22 protein-coding genes are annotated in these 21,794 nt (G+C 68.4%); 15 read left to right on the plus strand and 7 right to left on the minus strand.

What is annotated here, in order from left to right; translation table 11 throughout:
* Nucleotides 1–193 precede the first annotated feature (193 nt).
* Entirely contained in the window at nt 194–1,192 is a 999-nt protein-coding gene (locus EJI00_RS17340) for a succinylglutamate desuccinylase/aspartoacylase family protein (RefSeq protein ID WP_126748739.1), read from the minus strand.
* A gap of 159 nt (nt 1,193–1,351) precedes the next feature.
* On the opposite strand from EJI00_RS17340, the gene EJI00_RS17345 reads away from it, so the two are divergent.
* Nucleotides 1,352–1,624, plus strand: a complete 273-nt coding sequence (locus EJI00_RS17345; protein ID WP_126748740.1) for a hypothetical protein — start codon at nt 1,352–1,354, stop codon at nt 1,622–1,624.
* A 7-nt stretch (nt 1,625–1,631) separates the two neighbouring features.
* On the opposite strand, the gene rpe is transcribed toward EJI00_RS17345, so the two are convergent.
* Nucleotides 1,632–2,327 (minus strand): ribulose-phosphate 3-epimerase, encoded by a 696-nt coding sequence (rpe, locus tag EJI00_RS17350; RefSeq protein WP_126748741.1) that lies wholly within the window; start codon nt 2,325–2,327, stop codon nt 1,632–1,634.
* Nucleotides 2,328–2,398: 71 nt separating this feature from the next.
* Between rpe and apaG the strand changes: the two genes are divergently transcribed.
* From apaG to EJI00_RS17370, 4 genes are all read left to right on the plus strand, one after another.
* On the plus strand, nt 2,399–2,794 hold the full coding sequence (gene apaG, locus EJI00_RS17355) for a Co2+/Mg2+ efflux protein ApaG (RefSeq protein WP_126748742.1): 396 nt from the start codon (nt 2,399–2,401) through the stop codon (nt 2,792–2,794).
* A 144-nt stretch (nt 2,795–2,938) separates the two neighbouring features.
* Nucleotides 2,939–4,936 (plus strand): site-specific recombinase, encoded by a 1,998-nt coding sequence (locus EJI00_RS17360; RefSeq protein ID WP_126748743.1) that lies wholly within the window; start codon nt 2,939–2,941, stop codon nt 4,934–4,936.
* Nucleotides 4,933–6,204 carry a cation:proton antiporter gene (locus EJI00_RS17365; protein WP_126748744.1) on the plus strand — a complete coding sequence of 424 codons (1,272 nt, stop codon included), beginning with the start codon at nt 4,933–4,935 and terminating at the stop codon, nt 6,202–6,204. Before EJI00_RS17360 ends, EJI00_RS17365 begins: the two co-directional genes overlap by 4 nt.
* Nucleotides 6,201–7,436, plus strand: coding sequence for a YbdK family carboxylate-amine ligase (locus EJI00_RS17370; protein ID WP_126748745.1), 1,236 nt, complete (start codon nt 6,201–6,203; stop codon nt 7,434–7,436). Before EJI00_RS17365 ends, EJI00_RS17370 begins: the two co-directional genes overlap by 4 nt.
* Nucleotides 7,437–7,442: 6 nt before the next feature.
* Here the strand turns inward: EJI00_RS17370 and EJI00_RS17375 are convergent, their stop codons facing one another.
* Nucleotides 7,443–8,420 carry a GlxA family transcriptional regulator gene (locus tag EJI00_RS17375; protein WP_126748746.1) on the minus strand — a complete coding sequence of 326 codons (978 nt, stop codon included), beginning with the start codon at nt 8,418–8,420 and terminating at the stop codon, nt 7,443–7,445.
* 105 nt (nt 8,421–8,525) lie between these two features.
* Between EJI00_RS17375 and EJI00_RS17380 the strand changes: the two genes are divergently transcribed.
* Nucleotides 8,526–9,152: an isochorismatase family protein gene (locus EJI00_RS17380; protein WP_126748747.1), complete on the plus strand. Its 627-nt coding sequence runs from the start codon at nt 8,526–8,528 to the stop codon at nt 9,150–9,152.
* A 45-nt stretch (nt 9,153–9,197) separates the two neighbouring features.
* Nucleotides 9,198–10,157, plus strand: coding sequence for a thiamine-phosphate kinase (gene thiL / locus EJI00_RS17385; RefSeq protein ID WP_126748748.1), 960 nt, complete (start codon nt 9,198–9,200; stop codon nt 10,155–10,157).
* On the opposite strand, the gene EJI00_RS17390 is transcribed toward thiL, so the two are convergent.
* Entirely contained in the window at nt 10,158–10,868 is a 711-nt protein-coding gene (locus EJI00_RS17390) for a DUF3053 domain-containing protein (RefSeq protein WP_126748749.1), read from the minus strand.
* A 75-nt stretch (nt 10,869–10,943) separates the two neighbouring features.
* Complete coding sequence (locus tag EJI00_RS17395; RefSeq protein ID WP_126748750.1) at nt 10,944–11,840, minus strand: LysR family transcriptional regulator; 897 nt, start codon at nt 11,838–11,840, stop codon at nt 10,944–10,946.
* 100 nt (nt 11,841–11,940) lie between these two features.
* Here EJI00_RS17395 and EJI00_RS17400 point away from each other — a divergent pair, with 100 nt between their 5' ends.
* Both EJI00_RS17400 and EJI00_RS17405 read left to right on the plus strand, forming a co-directional pair.
* The gene (locus EJI00_RS17400; RefSeq protein ID WP_126748751.1) at nt 11,941–12,960 is read left to right on the plus strand and encodes a Bug family tripartite tricarboxylate transporter substrate binding protein; all 1,020 of its coding nucleotides are present in this window, start codon (nt 11,941–11,943) and stop codon (nt 12,958–12,960) included.
* Nucleotides 12,961–12,976: 16 nt separating this feature from the next.
* Nucleotides 12,977–14,680: an FAD-dependent oxidoreductase gene (locus EJI00_RS17405; RefSeq protein WP_126748752.1), complete on the plus strand. Its 1,704-nt coding sequence runs from the start codon at nt 12,977–12,979 to the stop codon at nt 14,678–14,680.
* Between the two features lie 18 nt (nt 14,681–14,698).
* On the opposite strand, the gene EJI00_RS17410 is transcribed toward EJI00_RS17405, so the two are convergent.
* Nucleotides 14,699–16,168, minus strand: a complete 1,470-nt coding sequence (locus EJI00_RS17410) for an MFS transporter (RefSeq protein ID WP_126748753.1) — start codon at nt 16,166–16,168, stop codon at nt 14,699–14,701.
* A 136-nt stretch (nt 16,169–16,304) separates the two neighbouring features.
* Here EJI00_RS17410 and EJI00_RS17415 point away from each other — a divergent pair, with 136 nt between their 5' ends.
* The 4 genes from EJI00_RS17415 (at nt 16,305) to EJI00_RS17430 (ending at nt 18,312) form a co-directional block, all read left to right on the plus strand.
* Complete coding sequence (locus EJI00_RS17415; RefSeq protein WP_260590755.1) at nt 16,305–16,886, plus strand: phosphatidylglycerophosphatase A; 582 nt, start codon at nt 16,305–16,307, stop codon at nt 16,884–16,886.
* A 5-nt stretch (nt 16,887–16,891) separates the two neighbouring features.
* Nucleotides 16,892–17,407 (plus strand): CinA family protein, encoded by a 516-nt coding sequence (locus EJI00_RS17420; RefSeq protein ID WP_409514028.1) that lies wholly within the window; start codon nt 16,892–16,894, stop codon nt 17,405–17,407.
* A 96-nt stretch (nt 17,408–17,503) separates the two neighbouring features.
* Nucleotides 17,504–17,998, plus strand: coding sequence for a nuclear transport factor 2 family protein (locus tag EJI00_RS17425; RefSeq protein ID WP_126748755.1), 495 nt, complete (start codon nt 17,504–17,506; stop codon nt 17,996–17,998).
* A complete protein-coding gene (locus EJI00_RS17430) occupies nt 17,995–18,312 on the plus strand; it encodes a GNAT family N-acetyltransferase (RefSeq protein ID WP_126748756.1) in 318 nt (105 codons plus the stop codon). Before EJI00_RS17425 ends, EJI00_RS17430 begins: the two co-directional genes overlap by 4 nt.
* Before the next feature lie 24 nt (nt 18,313–18,336).
* On the opposite strand, the gene EJI00_RS17435 is transcribed toward EJI00_RS17430, so the two are convergent.
* The gene (locus tag EJI00_RS17435) at nt 18,337–19,119 is read right to left on the minus strand and encodes a YecA family protein (RefSeq protein WP_126748757.1); all 783 of its coding nucleotides are present in this window, start codon (nt 19,117–19,119) and stop codon (nt 18,337–18,339) included.
* 56 nt (nt 19,120–19,175) lie between these two features.
* Between EJI00_RS17435 and EJI00_RS17440 the strand changes: the two genes are divergently transcribed.
* Nucleotides 19,176–20,873, plus strand: coding sequence for an FMN-binding glutamate synthase family protein (locus tag EJI00_RS17440; protein ID WP_126748758.1), 1,698 nt, complete (start codon nt 19,176–19,178; stop codon nt 20,871–20,873).
* Nucleotides 20,870–21,793: a hypothetical protein gene (locus EJI00_RS17445; protein WP_126748759.1), complete on the plus strand. Its 924-nt coding sequence runs from the start codon at nt 20,870–20,872 to the stop codon at nt 21,791–21,793. Before EJI00_RS17440 ends, EJI00_RS17445 begins: the two co-directional genes overlap by 4 nt.
* Nucleotide 21,794: the final 1 nt, after the last annotated feature.

The raw sequence follows: 21,794 nt of genomic DNA on the forward strand, positions 1-21,794 counted from the left end.
TTCAGGCTCGGGACTTTGCGCCAAGGGCGGCCCGCCGGTGTAGGAGTGCTGCGGCGCCTGCCGTAAGGCGCGGCCCGGCTTTTCTCCCTCCCCTTCCGGGGGAGGGCCGGGGTGGGGGCAAGCGGCGTGTCCATTTGGGCGCTCTGCCCGCCCCCATCCCGGCCTTCCCCCAAAGGGGGAAGGAGCCAATGCTTCAGGGCGCTGGCCCTAGCACCCGTTCGCTCGGCCGTGCGAAGTAGAACCACTCGGCGCCGGGCAGCGCCAGCGCATTAGGGAAGACGATGAATCCGTCGTCCGGCGCGCTGACCAGCGTGCCGTCGTGGCGCATGCCGATGGGCTCGCCGCGCCGCACCGCATCGAAGGTGGCCCAGTCGCGCACGAAGCTGTCTTCTTCGTGCAGCCGGTCGGTCACGCTCGCCAGCCGAAGCAGTTGGGGCGGGCTGGGCGGCGCGGCGGGCATGCCTTGCGGCAACACCGCCATGCCGAGCAGCGCGAGCGCGCGGCGAATGGCGCGCCATGCCACTTCGGGCGCCTGCGGATCCTGGTGCTGGCCGCATTCGAGCGTGACGCCGTAGCCGCCGCAATTGCGGATGTATTCGTTGGTGCCGCGGCCGAAGTCGAGCGCGCGCTCGTCAACCGCGGCGCCGGATGAGGAGCGCCGCGCGAGCCCGGCGGCATAGATGTCGAGCCAGCCTTCCACCACGATGGGCGTGCCCAGGTGCAAGGCAAGCAGCCCCTCCTCGCTGGCGCGGGCGAAGGGTTCGAGCGGGCCGGTGTTGTCGCGCGGGCCGATCATCGCGAAGGCCTCGCCCTCACTCTGGAAGGAATGCAGGTCGAGCAGCACGTCGTGCCGCTCGATGACGGGGCACAGCACGTTGGTCACCCGCCCTTCGTAGTCCGCGGGCGCCTCGCTCGGCTTGAACAGGCGGTTGAGGTTGCGCTCGCCTTCCCGCTGCAGGCGCCGCCGCGCCAGCGGATTGGCGACCGGTACCAACGTGAGCTGGCCGCGCAGCAGCTGGAGCGTGCCGCCGTCGAGTTCGGCCAGCACGCGCTCGATGCCCACCGTGCCGCAGGTTTCGTCGCCATGCACCCCGCCCAGCACCAGCAGCCGGGCGCCGGGGTTCAGCGATGCGAAGGTGTGGATGCGCAGGCTGTCGGTTGCGGCGCCGGCAAAAGAATCATCGGAAGACATCCGGCCGATTATTGCGGAGGGGTTGCCCTGTGCGCAAAGACGCTACTGGTTTCATAGCGGCGCGGCACGCCTACAGGGCCCGCCTCGGCTGTCCTACCGCCGCTACTGGCCGAGCGATGCAGGCTCGATTCATCAGATAGACACCGAGAGGAACACGCCATGAGCACCAGCAAGCCCCGTTCGAAAGACCCCGGCACGCCGGACGACCCGGTGCGGGACGCCGGCGGCGGCAACACCAAGGTCGAGCAAGGGGGAGATTCCGCGCCGCGCCTGCCGCATGAGCGCGACCAGTCTTCCGACAGCCAGGAGGCCCAGGACGGGCAGCCGAGCGAGGTAGGCCGCAAGGGCCACGACGACATCGAGCGCGGCGCCGTCGATACCGACCGCGGCCCGGTAACGGACCGCGTCTACAACGACAAGGTGAAACGCTGAGCCGGACTTACTGCTTGCCCACGCCCGCGAGTTGCTCGCGCATGGACGAGATCACCGCGCCGTAATCCTTGGCATTGAAAATCGCGCTGCCGGCCACGAAAGTGTCGGCGCCGGCCGAAGCCACGCGCGCGATGTTGTCCGCCTTGATGCCGCCGTCCACCTCCAGGCGGATGTCGCGGCCGCTCTGGTCGATGCGCTTGCGCGCGAGTTCGATCTTGCGCAGCGCCGAATCGATGAAGCTCTGCCCACCGAAGCCGGGGTTCACGCTCATGATCAGGATCAGGTCGATGTCGTCGATGGCCCAGTCGAGCGCCTCCAGGCCCAGCCCGGGGTTGAACACCAGCCCCGCCTTACAGCCCGCGCCCTTGATGGCCTGGATGCTGCGGTTCATGTGCGGCGAGGCGTCCGGGTGAAAGCTGATGTAGTCGGCGCCCGCTTCCGCGAAAGAGGCGGCCAGCGCGTCGACCGGCTGGATCATCAGGTGCACGTCGACGGGCACCGGCTCGCCGTCCGCCGTCTTGGCGTAGGGCTTCAGGGCCTTGCAGACCATCGGACCGAAGGTCAGGTTCGGCACGTAATGGTTGTCCATCACGTCGAAATGGATCCAGTCGGCGCCGGCGGCGATGACTTTGGTGAGTTCGTCGCCGAGATGCGCGAAATCGGCGGAAAGAATGGAGGGGGCGATGCGGAACGGCGTGCTCATGCGCCGATTGTCGCAGCCGGCGGAAAACCCGGAAAGCAGTGCAAGAGAAGGCTCCAGTTACCATCTCGCGCATGTCACACAGCCTCATCAGTGTCCAGGTCGAGCCGCGCTACCTGGCGGACCAGTCCTCGCCGAAGGACAAGATCTATACCTTCGCCTATACCGTTACCTTGACCAATGTGGGCGAGATCAGCGCCCAGCTCATTGCGCGCCACTGGCTCATCAACGACGCCTCGGGCCATGCCCAGGAGGTCAAGGGCCTGGGCGTGATCGGCCAGCAGCCGCTGCTGGCGCCGGGCGAATCGTTCCGCTACACCAGCGGCTGCCGCCTGCAGGCGCCGAGCGGCACCATGCACGGCAGCTATTTCGTGGTGACCGAGGACGGCGAGCGCTTCGACGTGCCGATTCCGATGTTCGCACTCGAGGCCGACATCGGCGGGGCACCTGTCTCGCGCGTACTTCATTAGCTCGCCCCCGGTAAGCTAGGCACTCCCCAGGCTTCGCGCACTTCGTATCGCGTCTCCCTCCCCCTCGCCGGGGGCAACACCAGAGGCCGGCAAAGCCGGTTCCTCGGTGTTTCTGGCATTTGGTTCCACCTCTTAACTTTCTTTATGGCTGCTGTATCGCATGACCTGCAGGGTCTGCTGGCCCGGCTCGACCCGACCGCCGACGTGGCGCAGCGCCACATCTGGCTGATCGACGTCTTCGACTGGCTGCGCGGCGACCGTGCGTCGCCGCAGGCTGCGGTGGGGCGGGTGTCGCTGCTGCTCGACGCCATCGAGGCGCGGCCCGATCTGCGCGAGCGCCTGCGCGCGTGGTGGCGCGCTTTCACGCAGACGGTCGACCTGACCACGCTGCTGGCGGACTACGGCTTTGCGCCGCGCACCGCGTTCCTGAGCGAATTCTCCGAACGCCTGCGCCGGAAGATCCTGCCCGGCACGCCCGAGACCACCGATGCGTCGGAGCTGTTCCGCATGGTGCTGCCCGGCGTTTTCGACGCGGGCTGGATCGCGCTGCTGGACGAAGCGCAGCTCGCGCGCATCGGCGATCTGCTGGCCGACGCGGCCCTGGACGACGACGGCGCCCCGCGCTGGCGCCACACCGTGATGGACGCGGTCACCTATTGCAGCAGCCAGGTGGTGGCGGCCGGCTTTTCGCCCGAATTGCGGCTGCGCATGAGCTCAGCCAGCGAAAGCCGCGCCTTTCATGCGCTGATGTCCGACCTCGATGCGCTGCGCGAAGAGATGTTCCGCGCGCCGCGTGAAGGCAGCGACGGCAGCGGCGATCACGGCGAAGAGGCGCTGCAGGCCGCGTTCGTGGCATTCCGCGACCGGCTCGATGCCTGCCGCGCTAGCGCTTCGTCGGTCTACACGCACCTGGAAGACAACGGCATCTCGGTCGGCCTGGTCTTCCGGCTGCGGCAATTGCGCGAGCGGGTGCTGCGCATTCGGGAACTGCTCGACTGCCTGATGCCGGCTACGCCGGCACCCAGCGTGGCACGGCTGGTGGGCCGGCTGGTGCTGGCCGGCGGCGAGCGCAACAGCATCCGCGCGCTGATCGCGTCGAACTCGTCGATGCTCGCGGCCAAGGTGACGGAGCGCAGCGCCGAAACCGGCGAGCACTACATCACGCGCGACCGGGCGAGCTACCTGCAGATGGTGCGCAAGGCCGCGGGCGGCGGCGCGCTCACATCGCTGACCGTGCTGCTCAAGTTCGGCATTCTTGCGCTCGGCCTGTCGGCTTTCTGGAGCGGGTTCTGGTCGGGCCTGATGTATGCCGCCAGCTTTGTCGCGATCCAGCTGCTGCACCTGACGCTGGCGACCAAGCAGCCCGCGATGACGGCGCCCGCCCTGGCGGCGCGCCTCGCCGACATCAAGACCGATGCCGCGGTGGCCGATTTCGTCGACGAAGTGGCCAATCTGGTGCGTTCGCAGGTGGCGGCCGTGCTGGGCAACGTAGGGGTCGTGGTGCCGGCGATGCTGGGACTCGCGCTGCTGGTGCAGCTCGCGCTGGGCCGCCCGCTGCTCGACGCGGCGCACGCCGCGGCCACGCTGCAATCGCTCTCGCTGCTGGGCCCTACCGCGGTGTATGCCGCGCTGACCGGCGTGCTGCTGTTCGCCGCCAGCATCGTCGCGGGCTGGACAGAAAACGCCTTTGTCCTGCACAGGCTGGACTCCGCCATGCGTTACAACCCCCGCATCGGCGCTTTTCTGGGCGCCGCCCGTGCCCGCCGCTGGGCCACCTTCATGCGCACACACATCTCGGGCTTCGCTTCCAATATTTCGCTCGGGCTCATGCTTGGCCTGTTGCCCGCATTCGCGGGTTTCTTCGGGCTCGGCCTGGACGTGCGCCACGTGACACTGTCGGCGGGGCAGATCGCGGCGGCCGCGGCCTCCACGGGCATGCCGGTGCTCCAGCAGCCCGCTCTGTGGTGGGCGGCGGCAGCCATCCCGGTGATCGGCGCGCTCAATGTGAGCGTGAGTTTCTATTTCGCATTCCGTCTGGCGCTGCGCGCGCACAGCGTCAGCCTCGGTGACCGCGCACGCATCCGCAGCGCCATCTGGGCGCGCTGGCGCAGCCGGCCCATCAGCTTTTTTCTACCTGCATGAATTTGACGAGTCTCATCAACGATCTGCTGGGCTTCTGGTCCGAGTGGCTGCGCCCGTCGGCGGGCCTGCCCACGGTGATGTGGTCGCTCCTGCTGGCCGCGGCGGCGGCTTCCGGACACCTGGTGCAACGCTACCTGGGCTTGCCCAAGGTGGTCGGCTATTCGATTGTCGGCGCGGTGGTCGGCTTCGCCGGCTTCGAGGGCGCGATCTGGCCGCTGCGCGGCATCAGCCTGTTCCTGCTGGAGCTGGGTGCCGCCGTGGTGCTGTTCGAAGCCGGGGGCCGGCTGCCGCTGCGCTGGTTCCGCCACAACCCGATGGTGCTGGTGCAAAGCCTGCTCGAAGCCACGCTGACTTATTTCGGCGTGCTGTGGGTGCTGCAGCTGCTGGGCCTGCCCGATCCGGTGGCCAACCCCATCGCGCTGATGGCCATCGTCGCCTCGCCGGCGGTGCTGAGCCGCGTGATCATGGACACGCGCGCCTCGGGCCCGGTCACCGAACGCGCCATGACGCTGGCCACGCTCAACGCCTTCTACGCGCTCGCGCTCGGCTATGCGCAGGCCGGCCTGATCGAGCGGGCGCCGCAAACCCTGCTGCAAAAGCTCTATCCAGTGGCGGTGGTGCTCGGCCTCTCGTTCGTGATCGGCGGCATCCTCGCGCTGGCGCTTCGCACCGCCCTGCGCTTCATGAGCCCGACGAGCGAGAGCACCTCCATCCTGCTGCTCGCGCTCATCGCGGCCGGCGCCGCCCTCACGGCCCACGTCGGCGGCTCCGCGCCGCTGGCCGCGCTGATCGGAGGCGTGCTGCTCAAGACGCTCAACCCCAAACCCTGGGCCTGGCAGCGGCAGCTCGGCACCGCCGCGTCGCTGCTCACCATGCTGATGTTCGTGCTGGTGTCCATCGTGGCGGCGCAGGCCGACTGGACGCTGCCCGTCGCCAGCGTGGTGCTGGCCGTGATCGTCGTTCGCCTGTTCGCCAAGATCGCCGGCGTGGCCATTGCCAACCCGGGCAGCGGCGCCAGCTGGAAGCAGGCCTTCTGGGTCGGCTGCGCGATGTCGCCGCTGTCTGCGATCGCGCTCCTGATCGCGTCGAACTTCACCACCGCGTCGCCGCTGCTCGGCACCATGATCACGCAGGTGGCCCTGCCCTCGATTCTCCTGATGGAGGTGATGGGCGCCGTGCTCGCCACCGTGGCCATTCACGCGGTGGGCGAAAGTTCGGTGCCTTGGGCGCCCCAGGCTTTCAGCACCACGGAGGACACGCAGCGATGACCGCGGCCATGGGTTTTCCCGACAGCTCCAACACTCCCCTTGTTTCGAACACGGCGGACAGCGACGACTTCCGCTCCGCGGCGCTTCCCGCGGACCCCGCGAGCCGCGTGGTCAAGCTCGAGCCGTTCAACCGCTCGGAGGCGCTGTCGCTCGGCGTGGAGCTGGAGCTTCAGCTCGTCAACACGCACGACTACGACCTGGCGCCCTATGCCGAGGACATGCTGCGGCTGATGGCGCAGACCCCGCTGCCCGGCAGCGTGGTGCCCGAGATGACCTCGAGCATGATCGAGATCTCGACCGACATCTGCCACTCGGCGCAGGACGTGATCAAGCAGCTCTCGCCCATTCGCGAGGCGCTGATCAAGAATGCCGACAAGCTCAACATCGCGGTGGTGGGCGGCGGCACGCATGCGTTCCAGCAATGGCACGAGCGGCGCATCTACGACAAGCCGCGCTTTCGCGAACTCTCGGAGCTCTACGGCTACCTGAGCAAGCAGTTCACCATCTTCGGCCAGCACGTGCACATCGGCTGCCCCGATGCCGACGCGGCGCTGCTGATGCTGCACCGCATGTCGCGCTACATCCCGCACTTCATCGCGCTGTCGGCGTCGTCGCCGTTCGTGCAGGGGCAGGACACGCAGTTCGATTCGGCACGGCTCAACTCGGTGTTCGCGTTTCCGCTCTCGGGACGCGCGCCTTTCACGCTGAGCTGGAAAGAATTCGAAGCGTACTTCGAGCGCATGACCCGCACCGGCGTCGTGCGCAGCATGAAAGACTTCTACTGGGACATCCGGCCCAAGCCGGAGTTCGGCACCATCGAGATCCGCGTGTTCGACACGCCGCTCACCGTGGAGCGCGCGGCTGCGCTGGCGGGCTATGTGCAGTCGCTGGCCGCGTGGTTCCTGCAGGAGCAGCCCTTCGAGCCGACGGAAGACGACTACCTCGTCTACACCTACAACCGCTTCCAGGCCTGCCGCTTCGGGCTCGACGCGGTGTACGTCGACCCTGCCAGCGGCCAGCACATGCCGCTGCGCGACCACATCCTCATGACCATGACGCAGCTCGAATGGCACAGCGAGGCGCTCAACGCCACGCAGGCGCTCGGCGAACTGCGCACCAGCGTGGAAGCCAACCGCAACGATGCGCGCTGGCTGCGAGAGAAGCAGGGCAAGGAGCGCCTGCTGGCCGAGGTGGTGCGGCAGGCGGCGCTGCGCTTCCGCGGCGCGGCCTGAGCCGGCTCAGGCAGCCGCAGTCTCCTGCGAGAACTGCCTGCGGTAGGCCGTGGGCGAGGTCTTGAACGCAGCGACGAAGTGCTTGCGCAGCGACACCGCCGAGCCGAAACCCGCATCCGTCGCCACGCGCTCGACCGGCTTGCCGGTGGTCTCCAGCAGCCGCTGCGCAAGCGCCAGGCGCTGGTTCTGCAGCCACTGGCCGACGGTGGTGCCAGTGGCTTCGCGAAAGCGCCGCGTGAAGGTGCGCCGGCTCATCAGCGCGCGACTGGCAAGCTCGTCCAGCTCATGCGGGCTGTGCAAATGGCGGCCCAGCCATTCGAGCAGCGGCGCAAGGCGGTCGCTTTCTGCTGCGGCGGGCACCGGCCGCTCGATGTACTGCGCCTGCCCGCCCTCGCGGTGCGGCGCAACCACCATGCGCCGCGCGGCGCGGTTCGCCGCCTCGGCGCCGTAGCGCACCCGCAGCAGATGAAGACAGCAGTCGATGCCCGCGGCCGTGCCGGCGGAAGTGAGCACATCGCCGTCGTCGACATACAGCACTTCGGGCTGCAGCGTGACCTTGGGATATTGCCTGGCAAAGGCTTCGGCCAGGTTCCAGTGCGTGGTGGCCGGACGGCCGTCGAGCAGGCCCGCTTCGGCCAGCACGAACGCGCCCAGGCACAGCCCCACCACGACGGCACCGCGCCGATGCGCCGCCTGCAGCGCGCGGATCAGCGCAGGCGGCGCGGCCCGCATGTCGTCGCGCCATGAAGGAACCACCACGATCTGTGCCTTGCGGATCGCCTCCAGGCCGTGCGGCACCGTCAGCGTGAAGCCGGCATTGGTGCGCAGCGGCCCGGGCTCGACGCCGCATACCAGCAGGCGAAAGCGCGCGTCGCCCGCTTCGGTGCGGTCTTCGCCGAAGACCATGCAAGGCACCGACAGGTGAAAGGGGCTGATGCCGTCGAAGGCGACGACGGCGATGGTTTCCACGGGTTTTTTGGCCATGGCCCGATTTTATCGATAAATGGCTTTCGGGCCACTTTCTCTGATACGCCAAGACGGGAAGAATCACGGCATCCCAACACAACCATAGCCACGGAGCCACACACCATGAGCAACCCCACACCGCGTCGCGCCCTCGTCGTGATCGACGTGCAGAACGAGTATTTCGAAGGCGGCGGCCTGCCGATCGAATATCCGCCCGTCGAACAATCGCTGCCGAACATCGCCAAGGCCATGGACGCCGCCCGCGCGGCCGGCACGCCCGTGGTGGTGGTTCGCCATCACGCACCCAAGGGAGCCCCGGTGTTCCAGGCCGATACCCACAACGGCGAACTGCACCCTGAAATTGCAAAGCGCCCGCGCGACCACCTGATCACCAAGACGTTCCCCAGCGTGTTCACCGGCACCGACTTTGCCGACTGGCTCGCGCGCCATGAGATCGACACGCTCAGCGTGGCCGGCTACATGACGCAGAACTGCGATGCGTCCACCGTGTTCGAGGCCATGCACCGCGGGCTGAACGTGGAGTTTCTTTCGGACGCGACCGGCGCGCTGCCGTACGAGAACGCGGCCGGCAAGGTCAGCGCCGAGGAAATCCACCGCGTGTTCAGCGTCGTGTTCCACAGCAACTTTGCGGCCGTGGCGAGCACCGAGGCCTGGATGGCCGCCCTGCAAGCCGGCCAGGCGATCGAGAAGGACAACGTGGTGATGTCGAACCGCCGCGCGCGGGGGTGAGCGCCAGCCGGCGTCTGCGGACGCCGCAGCGCTTATGCTCGCTCCATGGGTGAATTCGACCTGATCACACGCTACTTCAAGCGCCCCGCCAAGCGCTCTCCGCTCGGCGTGGGCGACGACTGCGCATTGCTCGCGCCTGCGCCGGGCATGCAGCTGGCCGTGTCTTCCGACATGCTGGTCGAAGGCCGGCACTTTCTTTCGACGGTCGATTCGGCGCGACTCGGCCACAAGGCGCTGGCGGTGAACCTCAGCGACCTTGCGGCCTGCGGCGCAAAGCCCCTGGCCTTCACGCTCGCCCTCGCGCTGCCCGGCATCGACGAGCCCTGGCTCGAAGGCTTTTCGCGCGGTCTCTTCGCGCTGGCCGATGCGCACGGCTGCGAGCTTGTGGGCGGCGACACCACGCGCGGGCCGCTCAACATCTGCATCACCGTCTTCGGCGAAGTGCCGGCCGGCGCGGCGCTGCTGCGCTTTGGCGCGCGCGCGGGCGACGACATCTGGGTCAGCGGCACGCTGGGCGACGCGCGGCTGGCGCTTGAAGTGTTTCGCGGCACGCTCGCATTGCCGGCCGACGTCTTCGCGCACGCACGCATGCGAATGGAACAGCCCACGCCGCGTGTCGCATTGGGGCAGGCCTTGCGCGGCATCGCCTCGGCGGCGGTGGACGTGAGCGACGGGCTCGTCGGCGACCTGGGCCACATCCTCGCGTCGAGCCGAGTGGGCGCAACGCTCGATGCCGATGCGGCCACGAGCACGGTGGCCGCCGCATCGGCGCCCGGCCTCGGCATCGAAGCACTGCGCACCTGCGCGCTTTCGGGCGGGGACGACTACGAACTGGTTTTTACCGCGGCGCCCTCCGCGCGCGCCGCCGTGGAGCAAGCCGGCAAGGAGAGCCTGACGCGCGTGACGCGCATCGGCCGCATCGATGCCGAAGCGGGCCTGCGCATCGTGGACGCGAGCGGCTCACCCGTCGCGCAGCGATTCGGCTCGTTCGACCACTTCGTCTGATCAGCTTCCGCGGACCATTGCCTGCATCTTGGTTTGCGCGGCATTGATGGCCTTCGAGTGGCCGTTGAGGTCCTGCAGCATCTTGTTGAGCTGCGCCTGCACCGCCGGGTCGGTCACGGCCATGGTCGAGCCGGAGACCTGGATCTTCGACTTGTTCTGCTCGATGTAGTCGCCCACGGCCAGCGCGCCGTCGAACACCGCGTCGAGTGCGGGGAACACTTCCTTGAAGGTGGCCGCCGGCGCCGTCACCGTCTTTTCATAGGCCTTGTCGTACACCTGCTTCAGGTCGTCGGGCTGCTTGAGCTTGGCCCGCGCGGCGTCGGCCTTGGCAAGTTCCTGGTCGAGCGCGGTGCGCAAACCGCCCAAACCGTCTTTCGCGGCCTTGAGGTCGTCGCGCCGCGATGCCAGGTCGGCAACGGAGCGCAGCGCGCCCTTGGCCATGACCTGGGTCATGGGCTGGCTGACGGACTTGTTCATGCCTTCGTTGAAGTCGGCAATCACCGCGTAGTGCTGCGCATAGTCGCCGAAGGAGGCTTTCTCATCGGCGTTGGGCGCGGGCACGCGAAGGCCCGGCTTGTCGAGCACGCGGGTCTGCAGGAAACCGATGAATGCGGCGCGCTGCTCGGCCTCCTTGTTGCCGCAGCCGGCAAGCAACAGACTGAATGCGAGGCACAGGCACAACGCGTTGAAACGGACCAGGGTTGTCTTCATGATGAGTGGCTTTCGCGCTTGAATGAGGCGCCAAGCATACGGGCCCGCGCCTGCCGCGGAAGGAAGAGAAAAGAACTACAGCGACTGCTTCAGCACGTCGATGAAACTTCGCGCCGCCGCCGACAGAGAGTGCCCGCGCTTGGTGACCACCGAGACGTCGCGCGCCACGCGCGGCGCGCTGAGCACCTTGATCACCAGCGACGGATCGTTCGCGGCGCGGGCAAAGGCCGAAGGCATGATCGACGGGCCCATGCCGCTGGCGGTCATCCACAGTGCCGTCGAAAGAAACGAAACTTCGTTCACCACGTCGAGCGCCACGCCGGCATCGGCTGCGGTGCCGTCAATGAGCGGCCGCACGCCGTAGCCCGGCCGCACGGTAATGACGGGGTGGCGCCCGAGATCGCTCCAGCGGACCACGCGTGCATTGGCCAGCGGATGGTCGCTGCGGCACACCAGCGCGAGATGGTCGCGCATCAGCCGCTGCGTCTCGACCTCGGCGCCGGGCCGCTCGGGCGTGCCGATTCCGAAATCCACATGCTCGCCGAGGATGCGCGAAATGAACTGGTCGGGCGCGCAGTCGTTCACCAGCACGCGCACCTTGGGATGCTGCTCGGCGAACACGCGCATCGCATCGGGCAGGAGCAGCGCCGCAAGCGTGGGCGTGATGGCCAGCGTCACACGCCCGCGCTCGAGCGTGCTGATGTCGCGGAAATCGGCCGAGAGCGAATCGACGTCGCGCAGCACGCGCTCCACCGTGGAGAGCATCTCTTCCGCGGCGGCGGTGGGTTTGAGCGAACGCGTGGTGCGGTCGAACAGCCGCGTGCCCAGCCCTTCCTCCAGCTGGCGGATCAGCATGCTCACCGCCGATTGCGTGACAAAGAGCTTTTGCGCCGCCGCGCTGAGCTGTCGCATCTGGTACACGGCAAGGAATGCACGCAACTGGCGCAGCGTAGGACTGAAGTTCGCGTTCATTAGAAAAGATGATATTTGATGCGGAATTCCTTGATTTACGGATGAATGCTGGCATCGTCCAATCGGCATCAAACAAGACCAATATTCAAGGAGTGATGAGATGACTGCAACCATGGCCTGTCAGGCGCGTGCGTTTCGCCGGCAGCTACTGCTGCTGGGCACGGCCTGCGCACTGCTGACCGTTACCGCCCACGCGCAGGCACAGGCGCCCGCCCCCGGCGACTTTCCCGACAAGCCCATTCGCATGGTGGTGACCTTTCCGCCCGGCGGAAGCGCCGACGGCGTGGTGCGCATGCTGGTGCCGCGCATGAACGAGAAGCTCGGCCAGCAGGTGGTGGTGGACAACCGGCCCGGTGCCGGAGGCAACGTGGGCCTTTCGCTGGTGGCCAAGGCGCCCGCCGACGGCTACACGCTGGGCGTGGGCGCAGCCGGCGCGCTGTCGGCCAACACGAGCCTGTATCCGCAGATGCCCTTCGATCCGCTGAAGGACTTCAAGCCGGTGGGCATGCTCGCGGCCATTCCGTTCGTGATCGTCGGACACCCTTCCGTGGCTGCAAAGACGCAGCGCGAATTGATTGCACTTGCAAAAGAAAAACCGGGCGCGCTCTCCATCGGGCATGGGGGCAACGGCACGGCCATGCATCTCTCGGCCGCGCTGTTCTCGCAGATGGCGGGCATCAAGCTGGTGGAGGTGCCCTACCGCGGCTCGGGACCGGCCGCACTCGATGCGCTGGCGGGCCAGATACCGCTCGCGGTGGTCGACCTGCCTTCGTCGCTGCAGCAGATCAAGGCCGGCAAGCTGGTTGCCTTCGCAGTCACGAGCCCCGAGCGGCTCCCCATGCTGCCCGACGTGCCGACCGTGGCCGAGGGCGGACTGCCCGGCTACGACTCGACCGGCTGGTTCGGCGTGGTGGCGCCAGCCGGTACGCCTCCACATGTAGTGGCAAGGCTCAATGCCGAAATCAATGCCGCACTGGCCAACGAGCAGAACAAGGCCGCGATGCGCAACCTTGGCGTGGAGCCCTCGCCGGGCACGCCGGAGGCCTTTGCCGCCTACATCCGCACCGAAACGAAGAAGTGGGCCAAGGTCATCCAGGACGCCCGCATCAAGCTTGACTGAGGGGGTTCAGCAAACCATGACAGACAAGAATCTGGAAGCCGACGTGCTGATCGTCGGTGCGGGCCCGGTGGGCCTTACGCTGGCCATGGACCTGGCCTCGCACGGCCTCTCGGTCATCATTTGCGAAACCCGCCGGTTCGCCGAGCCGCCGAGCGTGAAGTGCAACCACGTGTCGTCGCGCACCATGGAGCAGTTTCGCCGCCTGGGCGTGGCGCACAAGCTGCGCGACGCGGGGCTGCCGGCCGACTATCCCAATGATGTGGTGTTTCGCACCAGCGCCACGGGCATGGAGCTCGCGCGCATTCCCATTCCCTGCCGGCGCGACCGCTACACCGCAACCGAAGGGCCCGATGCGCGCTGGCCCACGCCCGAGCCGCCGCACCGCATCAACCAGATCTACCTGGAGCCGATCCTGCTCAGGCACACGGCGGCGCTGCCCGGCGTTCGGCTGCTGAACCGCACGCAGTTCACCTCGCTCACGCAGGACAGCTGCGGCGTGAGCGCCACTGCCCTCAATCTGGACAGCCACGCGACGCACACCATTCGCTGCCGCTACATGGTGGGCTGCGACGGCGGCGGCTCTGCGGTGCGCAAGCAGATCGGCGCGAAGCTGGAGGGCACGGCCGTGATCCAGCGCGTGCAGTCCACACTCATTCGCGCGCCGCAGTTGCGCGCGCTCATGCCGGGCAAGCCCGCTTGGTCTTACTACGCAATGAACCCGCGCCGCTGCGGCACGATGTTTGCCATCGACGGGCAGGAAACCTGGCTGGTGCACAACCATCTGAACGCCGACGAGCCCGAGTTCGATTCGGTCGACCGCGACAAGTCGCTGCGCGAGATCCTGGGTGTCGGGCCTGATTTTTCCTACGAGATCATCAGCAAGGAAGACTGGGTGGGGCGCCGGCTTGTGGCCAACCGCTTTCGCGAAGGCCGCGTGTTCCTCGCGGGCGACGCGGCGCATCTGTGGGTGCCCTATGCGGGATACGGCATGAACGCGGGCATTGCCGATGCGCTCAATCTCTCGTGGCTGCTCGCGGCCTGCGTGCGGGGCTGGGGCGACGAAGGCATTCTCGATGCGTACGAAGCCGAGCGCCTGCCGATCACCGAGCAGGTGTCGAACTTTGCGATGGAGCATGCGCAGAAGATGATTCGCGCACGCCGCGCCGTGCCGCACGACATCGAGGCGCCGGGCCCCGAGGGCGATGCGCTGCGCGCCGAGATCGGCCGCGAGGCGTACGAACTCAACGTGCAGCAGTTCTGCTGCGCGGGCCTGAACTTCGGCTACTTCTACACCGGCTCGCCGATCATCGTGGCCGATGGCGAGCACACGGCGCCGGCCTATTCGATGGGCGCCTTCACGCCCTCCACCGTGCCGGGCTGCCGCGCGCCGCATTTCTGGCTGGGCGACGGACGTTCGCTTTATGACGCCTTCGGGCCGGGCTACACGCTGCTGCGCTTCGATCGCAGCGCGGACGTATCGGCGCTCGAGCGCGCGGCGCGCGCCTACGACATGCCGCTCACCGTGGTCGACATCGAGGCGGCCGAGGTACCGGCCGCGTACATGCACCGTCTGGTGCTGTGCCGCGCCGACCAGCACGTGGCCTGGCGCGGCGCCTATGTGCCGCCCGACGCTTATGAACTGGTGGCGCAGCTGCGCGGTGAGCGGCGGCATCTTCAGGGCCGCAGGCGGCTGCTGAGGTGGGAAGGCGTGATCGCCTGAGCCGCGCCGCGCGCGCTCTCATCGACTGCGTGCGGCAGTCGCGAAGCGCGCGACGAGCCATGCCGCGAGCGCCGGTGCGAGCGCGAAGCTCGCGAACAGCCAGAAGGCGGCCGAGCGGGCGCCCACCACGCCGCCCGGAGCAGTGAGGCCGGCCGCGTTTGCCACCAACCCCGCCACCGCCGCGCCCACGGCCATGCCGTAGAGCTGCACGGTCGTGATGGAAGCGGAGGCCAGGCCTTCCTGCCCCGGCGGCGCGAGCGACATCACGCGCGTGACCAGGTGCGGCCAGCCGATGCCCACGCCCAGCCCGACAGCGCCCAAGGCGATGGCGACCAGCAGCGTTTCGGCACCCGCGGCAAGGCGGCCATGCGCCGGCATCAGCACGGCCAGCGCCGCCAGGCCCAGCGCGCAAGCCACCGGCCCCACGCGCAGCATGCGATCGGCGCCCGTGCCGCTGCGCCCCGACGACAGCAGCGAACCCGCGCTCCAGCCGCCGGCCATTGCCGCGGTGAGGTAGCCCGCCAGCAACGGCGAATGCCCGTGCAACAACTGCAGGAAGTACGGCACGAAGATTTCAGTGGTCGTGCCGATCATCAGCAGCACCACGCCTGCGTAGATGGCGCCCATCGGTGTGCGCACCGCATAGGCGCCGGTCGGCAGCAACCGCACCGCGGCGCGCCCGTCCACCCGGGTGGCGGCAACGCCGAGCCCGAGCCCCGCTGCTAGGCCGACCGCCTGCCAAGCCAACGCTGGTGCGAATTCGCTTGCCGCGATCAGCAGCACCGACACCGCCAGCAAGCCGATCTGCAACGCTGGAATGCGCGGCATGCCGGCGGGGCGCACATGCCTCACGCCCGCAGCGGGCCGCAGTTGCACCGCGACCAAAAGCGCTTGCAACGCCGCCAGCGGCAACAGCGACCAGAAGGCCCAGCGCCAGTGCCCCGCTTGTGCGAACAGGCCGCCAACCGCCGGGCCGCAGAGCGTGGCCACGCCCCACATGCCGGACACCAGCGCCACTGCGCGAGGCCACAGCCGCGGCGCGAACACCAGTTGGATCAACCCATAGCTGAGCGCCGCCAGCAAGCCGCCGCCCACCCCCTGCACCGTGCGGCCCGCGAGCAGCCAGGGCATGGCCGGCGCCAGCGCGCAGCCGATCGACCCGGCGGTGAATGCCGCCAGCGCTGCAAGACATGCACCGCGCGGCCCCAGCGCGGCGAGCAGGCGCACCGAGAGCGTGGCGCCGATGATCGACCCGACCACGAAGAGCGTGGTGCTCCAGGCATACCAGTCGAGCCCGCCGATTTCGGCGACCACCGAGGGCAGCACCGTGGTCACGATGTGCACGTTGACCGCATGCAGCGCCACGCCGCCCGTCAGCGCAACGGCGCGCCAGCCGTTGCGGCCCCGGAACAGGTCGCCCCATGCGGCGGTGGAGGAGTTGGAAACCGTCGAAGCGGGATCGGCGGCGGAGCTGGGTGCGGCAGGCATGGGGTCGGCGCCCCGGCAAAGGAGGCGAATATCGAAAGAGGACCCGATGCTAGGCCGTGTCGAACAATTAAACAAGATAAAGCTTTGATAAATAGAGGGCTTCAGCCGACCCGCGGATGCGCGACACTTCGCCGTGATGCAAGCCGTTCCCCCGCCTCCTTCTTCTTCGTCCCCTTCATCGTCCGGCCCCATTCCGGTGGGCGCGCCGGGCCGGCCGACCAAGGCCTTCCTGCTCTCGCACCCTGCGCACTTCATTGCCCTGGGTTTCGGCTCCGGGCTGCCGCGCGTGGCGCCCGGTACGGTCGGCACGCTCTGGGCGTGGGCGGCCTTCGTGGTCATGCAGCTGTGGCTCACGCCCGCCACCATCGGCTGGGTGATCCTGGCTTCGCTGCCCATCGGCTGGTGGGCCTGCAGCGTGACCGCGCGCCACATGGGCGTGGCGGACCCGGGCAGCATCGTGTGGGACGAAGTGGTCGCGTTCTGGATCGTGCTCTGGCTCGTCACGCCGGCCGGCCTCGTCGCGCAGGCCGTGGCATTCGGGCTGTTCCGCTTCTTCGATGCCGCCAAGCCGGGGCCGGTGGCCTGGGCGGATGGGCTGTTCAAGCAGCGCGATGCCGCCGAGGTGCGCTGGTGGCGGGCGGGCTTCGGCATCATCCTCGACGACCTGGTGGCGGCGTTCTGCACGCTGCTGGTCATTGCGCTCTGGCGCGCATGGTGAGCTTCATGGAACCCTCGGCCCCCTCCAACTTTCTTGCAGACCTGGACACGCCGGACCTCGTCGCGGCCACGGCCGGCCTGCTGCTGAAAAAAGGCTGGATGCTCGCCACGGCCGAAAGCTGCACCGGCGGCCTCATTGCCGGCGCCTGCACCGAACTGGCGGGCTCCAGCACTTGGTTCGAGCGCGGCTTCGTCACCTATTCGAACGCGGCCAAGACCGAGTTGCTGGGCGTCGATGCGGCGCTGATCGAAGCCCACGGCGCAGTCAGCGAACCCGTGGCGCGCGCCATGGCCGCGGGCGCCATCGCACATTCGGCCGCACGCGTGGCGGTGGCCGTGACCGGCGTGGCCGGCCCGACCGGCGGCAGCCCCGACAAGCCGGTGGGCACCGTGTGGTTCGGCTGGTCGGTCGGCGGGCAGGTGCGCACCGAGCGACGCCGCTTCGAGGGCGACCGCGCCGCGGTGCGCGCGGCCACGGTGCACTACGCGCTGCAAACGCTGGCCAGCCTGCTCGGTCCGTAGAACGCGCCCCGCGAATGCCGCGCCGTCTATGATTTCGCGCTGCGCCGCATTCCGGCCATGCGCCTCCGCCCGTCATCCATAAGAAAGACACCTCAAATGACAGCAGCAGCCAATGCCCAGACCATCGAGCGCTTCTACGAGGCGTTTGCAAGGCTGGACGCCGCCACCATGGCCGCCTGCTATGCAAGCGATGCGCAATTCGACGACGAAGCCTTTTCATTGCGCGGCCGCCAGCAGGTGGGCGGCATGTGGCGCATGCTCTGCAGCGCAACCAAGGCCGGCGGCGCTGACGTCTGGAAGCTGACGTGGCGCGACGTGCATGCAGACGACACCAGCGGCCAGGCGCACTGGGATGCGCACTACCGCTTCAGCGCCACCGGCCGGCTGGTCGACAACAGCATCGACGCGCGCTTCGGCTTCACGGCCGACGGGCTGATTGCCACGCACCGCGACAGCTTCGACTTCTGGGCCTGGTCGCGCCAGGCGCTGGGCGCGCCCGGTCTCCTTCTCGGCTGGACACCGATGCTGCGCAAGAAAGTGCGCGCCACCGCAGCCACCAATCTCGCTACCTATCTCGCACGCCAACCATGAGCAACAGCAACAACCTCGCCATCACCAACAACGAAGCCCAGCACCGCTACGAAGCCGCGCTCGAAGGCCAGCTTGCGGCCTACGCCGAATACAACCTGCTGACCGACGCCATCATGTTCACCCACACCGAGGTATTGCCCGAGCACGAGGGCAAGGGCGTGGGTTCGGGCATTGCGCGACATGTGCTCGACGAGGCGCGCGCCAAGGGTCTGCATGTGATTCCGGTGTGCCAGTTCATTGCCGGCTACATCCGCAAGCACCGCGAATACGCGGACCTGGTGCGGGCGGACGTCCAGCGCGCTTTCAAGATCTGAAGGCGGCGTGCGGCGGCGCCTGGGTCAGGCGCCGTGGCACTTCTTGTACTTCTTGCCGCTGCCGCAGGGGCACGGGTCGTTGCGGCCAGGCTCCGCTTCCTTGCGGATGGTCTCGACCTTCGGCCCCAGGCTCTTCCAGAGCTGGCGCAGGTCGTACACGGCCCAGATGGCGGCGCCGAAGTCGTCCAGCCGCTGCTGGCTCACGCTGGGCGGGGCGTCGTCGCTGTACATCGAGAGCGTGGGCTTGGCCTTGTCGTCCTCGGTGAGCGCAACGATGTTGTCGAGCGCGTCGTTCAGCATCTGCGCGGCTTCCTTGTCGCGCGGCGCGGCCCAGTCTTCAGGCCAGTTCTCGACGGCGTACATGAAGCCCAGCGCCCACACCTGGGCGAACGAGGGGATTTCCTCGCCCTCGATCTCGGCGCGCTCTTCCTCGGGCAGCGAGGCAATGGCGCCGCGGGTGTCGAGCACCTCGGGCTGCCAGCTGCGCTCGTCCTCGAGCGACTCCACGTCGGCGTCCAGGCCCTGCTCGATTTCGAGCCAGCGGCGCTTCCAGTTCCAGACGAATTCCATGTGCTGCGCGGGCACGAAGCCGTCGCCCAGCAGCACGGGCCAGTATTCGGAGGGTTCGATGGGCCGGCGGGTGCAGATCAGCGCGGCCATGAAACCTTCGCAGAACTCCCACTGGGGAATTTCCTCGTCATGCTCGCGCATGGCGTCCAGCGCCTGGTCGAGGGCGTCGAAATCGTCGGGGCCGAGGGGAGCGGAAGCGGGCGCTGCGGCCTGGGGGGTGTCGTTGGTGGTGGTCATGGCAAGTTCGGGGCAGCCCTCTATGATGCAGCAGGCTCCGGCAGTCATTTCACCCCATGTCCACGATTATTCCGTTTCCGACGCGTTACAGCGCCTTTGCCCTGTGCGTGGCGGGCCTTGCCGCCAGCCTGGCCGCCGTGCTGGTGTCCCCGCACCTGTGGTTCGCCTGGGTGGCGCTGATGGTTTTCGGGGCGCTCAGCGCCACCGGCGTGCACGACTTGCGGCAAACGCGCCACGCCATCCTGCGCAACTACCCGGTCATCGGCCATTTGCGTTTTCTGCTCGAATTCATCCGGCCGGAAATGCGGCAGTACTTCATCGAGAGCGACTCCGAGGCCGCGCCGTTCTCGCGCGCGCAGCGCTCGCTGGTGTACCAGCGCGCCAAGGGCGATCCCGACAACCGGCCCTTCGGCACGCAGCTGAACGTGACCATTGCGGGTTACGAGTGGATCAACCACTCGATGCAGCCGACCCGGCTCGACAACCACGATTTCCGCATCGTGATCGGCGGCACGCCGCAGCCGGCCGAGGCAAACCCCGCCCAAGTCTGCACACAGCCCTACAGCGCCAGCGTGTTCAACATTTCGGCCATGAGCTTCGGCGCGCTGTCGGCCAATGCGATTCTTGCGCTCAACCAGGGCGCCAAGATGGGCGGCTTTGCGCATGACACGGGCGAGGGCTCCATTTCGCAGCACCACCGCGTGCACGGCGGCGACCTGATCTGGGAAATCGGCTCGGGCTACTTTGGCTGCCGCAACGACGACGGCACCTTCAACGCCGAGCGCTTCAGCGCCAATGCGCGCGATCCGCAGGTGAAGATGATCGAGATCAAGCTGAGCCAGGGCGCCAAGCCCGGCCACGGCGGCGTGCTTCCTGCCCCCAAGGTCACGCCCGAGATCGCGGCCGCGCGCGGCGTGCGGGTGGGCGTGGACTGCATCTCGCCCTCGTCGCACAGCGCATTCGCCACGCCCATCGAGATGATGCATTTCATCGCCAGGCTGCGCGAGCTTTCGGGCGGCAAGCCCACGGGCTTCAAGTTCTGCCTGGGCCACCCGTGGGAGTGGTTCGCGATCGTCAAGGCCATGCAGGCGACCGGCATCACGCCCGACTTCATCGTGGTGGACGGTGCCGAGGGCGGCACGGGCGCCGCGCCGGTGGAGTTCAGCGACCACGTGGGCGCACCGCTGCAGGAGGGCCTGCTGCTGGTGCACAACACGCTCATCGGCGTGAACCTGCGCCACCTCATCAAGCTGGGCTGCGCCGGCAAGGTGATCACGGCCTTCGACGTGGCGCGCATGATGGCGCTGGGTGCCGACTGGTGCAACGCGGCGCGCGGCTTCATGATGGCGCTGGGCTGCATTCAGGCGCAAAGCTGCCACACCGGCCACTGCCCTACCGGCGTGACCACGCAGGACCCGGTGCGCCAGCAGGCGCTGGTGGTGCCGACCAAGGCCGAGCGCGTGCGCAACTTCCACCGCAGCACCCTGCATGCGCTGCAGGAGCTGGTGCAGGCCGCGGGCCTGGACCATCCGCAGCAAATCACCGCGCACCACATCGTGCGGCGCATTTCCGACACCGAGGTGCGCCTCTTGAGCAACCTGGTGATGCAGGTGCAGCCGGGCGCCCTGCTCGGCCCGCTCGACAAGCAGCACAACGTGTTCCGAACTTACTGGCCGCTGGCCAGTGCCGAGAGCTTCCAGCCCGCGACACAGGGACCGCAGGGCCTGGTGTCCAGTCTCGCGCTTGCCGCATGAACCCCTTGCGACGCGGTGGGTCGGCGCGGTTGCAAAGCGCCAAGGGTGCGGCCTCGGCGCCGGCGCCGCTGGATGCCCAGCCATTTGTGCCGGGGCCGGGCGACTACGCCGAGTTCCTGCGCGCCGCCCTGCCCAAGCAGCAGAAGAACGTGGCCAGCCACCGGCTGGGCAGCGAACGCGTGTGGCTCAAGAAGGCCGGCCCGCGCCACGGCAAGTGGGGCTACCGCGTGATGGCGGCGGTCGCGCGCATGGCGCGGCTGGACATCATCAAGCCGGTGCCCAACCCGGGTGGCGAGGCGGCCATCGCCACCGAGGCCCGGCGCCTGCGGCAGTTGGCGGCGGCGGGCCTGCGCGTGCCCGCGGTGCTGGCGCAGCAACCCGACGGCCTGCTGATTTCCGACCTGGGCGAAAGCGGCCGCAACACCGTGGTGCTGCAGGAAAAGCTCGACCAGGCCGCCGCGGCGGGGCCGGCGGCGCTGCTGGCCGTGTGGCGCGAGGGGCTGGCCGCCATTGCCAGGGTGCATGTGCACGGCCAACACCTGAGCCAGGCTTTCGACCGCAACCTGGTGCAGTGCCCCGACGGCGTCATCGGCTACATCGACTTCGAGGACGACCCCTCCGAAATCATGACGCTGGCCGAGTGCCAGGCGCGCGACTGGCTGAGCTACCTGCACTCCACGGCCATGATGCTCGAGGCCGCAGCGCCCGAAGCCGCCGGCGTGCACTGGCATGCGGCGCTGGCCGAGGTGAGCGATGAAGTCCGCGCGCGCATTGCCGAGGCGGCCCGGCGCATGAAATGGGCGCAGCGCCTGCCCGCCAGCCGCCGCTGGGGCCGCGACACGCAGCGTGTGCGCGCGGTGGCACGGCTGCTGGGCCGCTGGCACTGCGCCGGGGCAGCTTCCACCGGCCGCCGGCCGTAGC

The sequence above is a fragment of the Variovorax sp. DXTD-1 genome (genome assembly GCF_003984625.1).
Taxonomy (GTDB): domain Bacteria; phylum Pseudomonadota; class Gammaproteobacteria; order Burkholderiales; family Burkholderiaceae_C; genus Variovorax.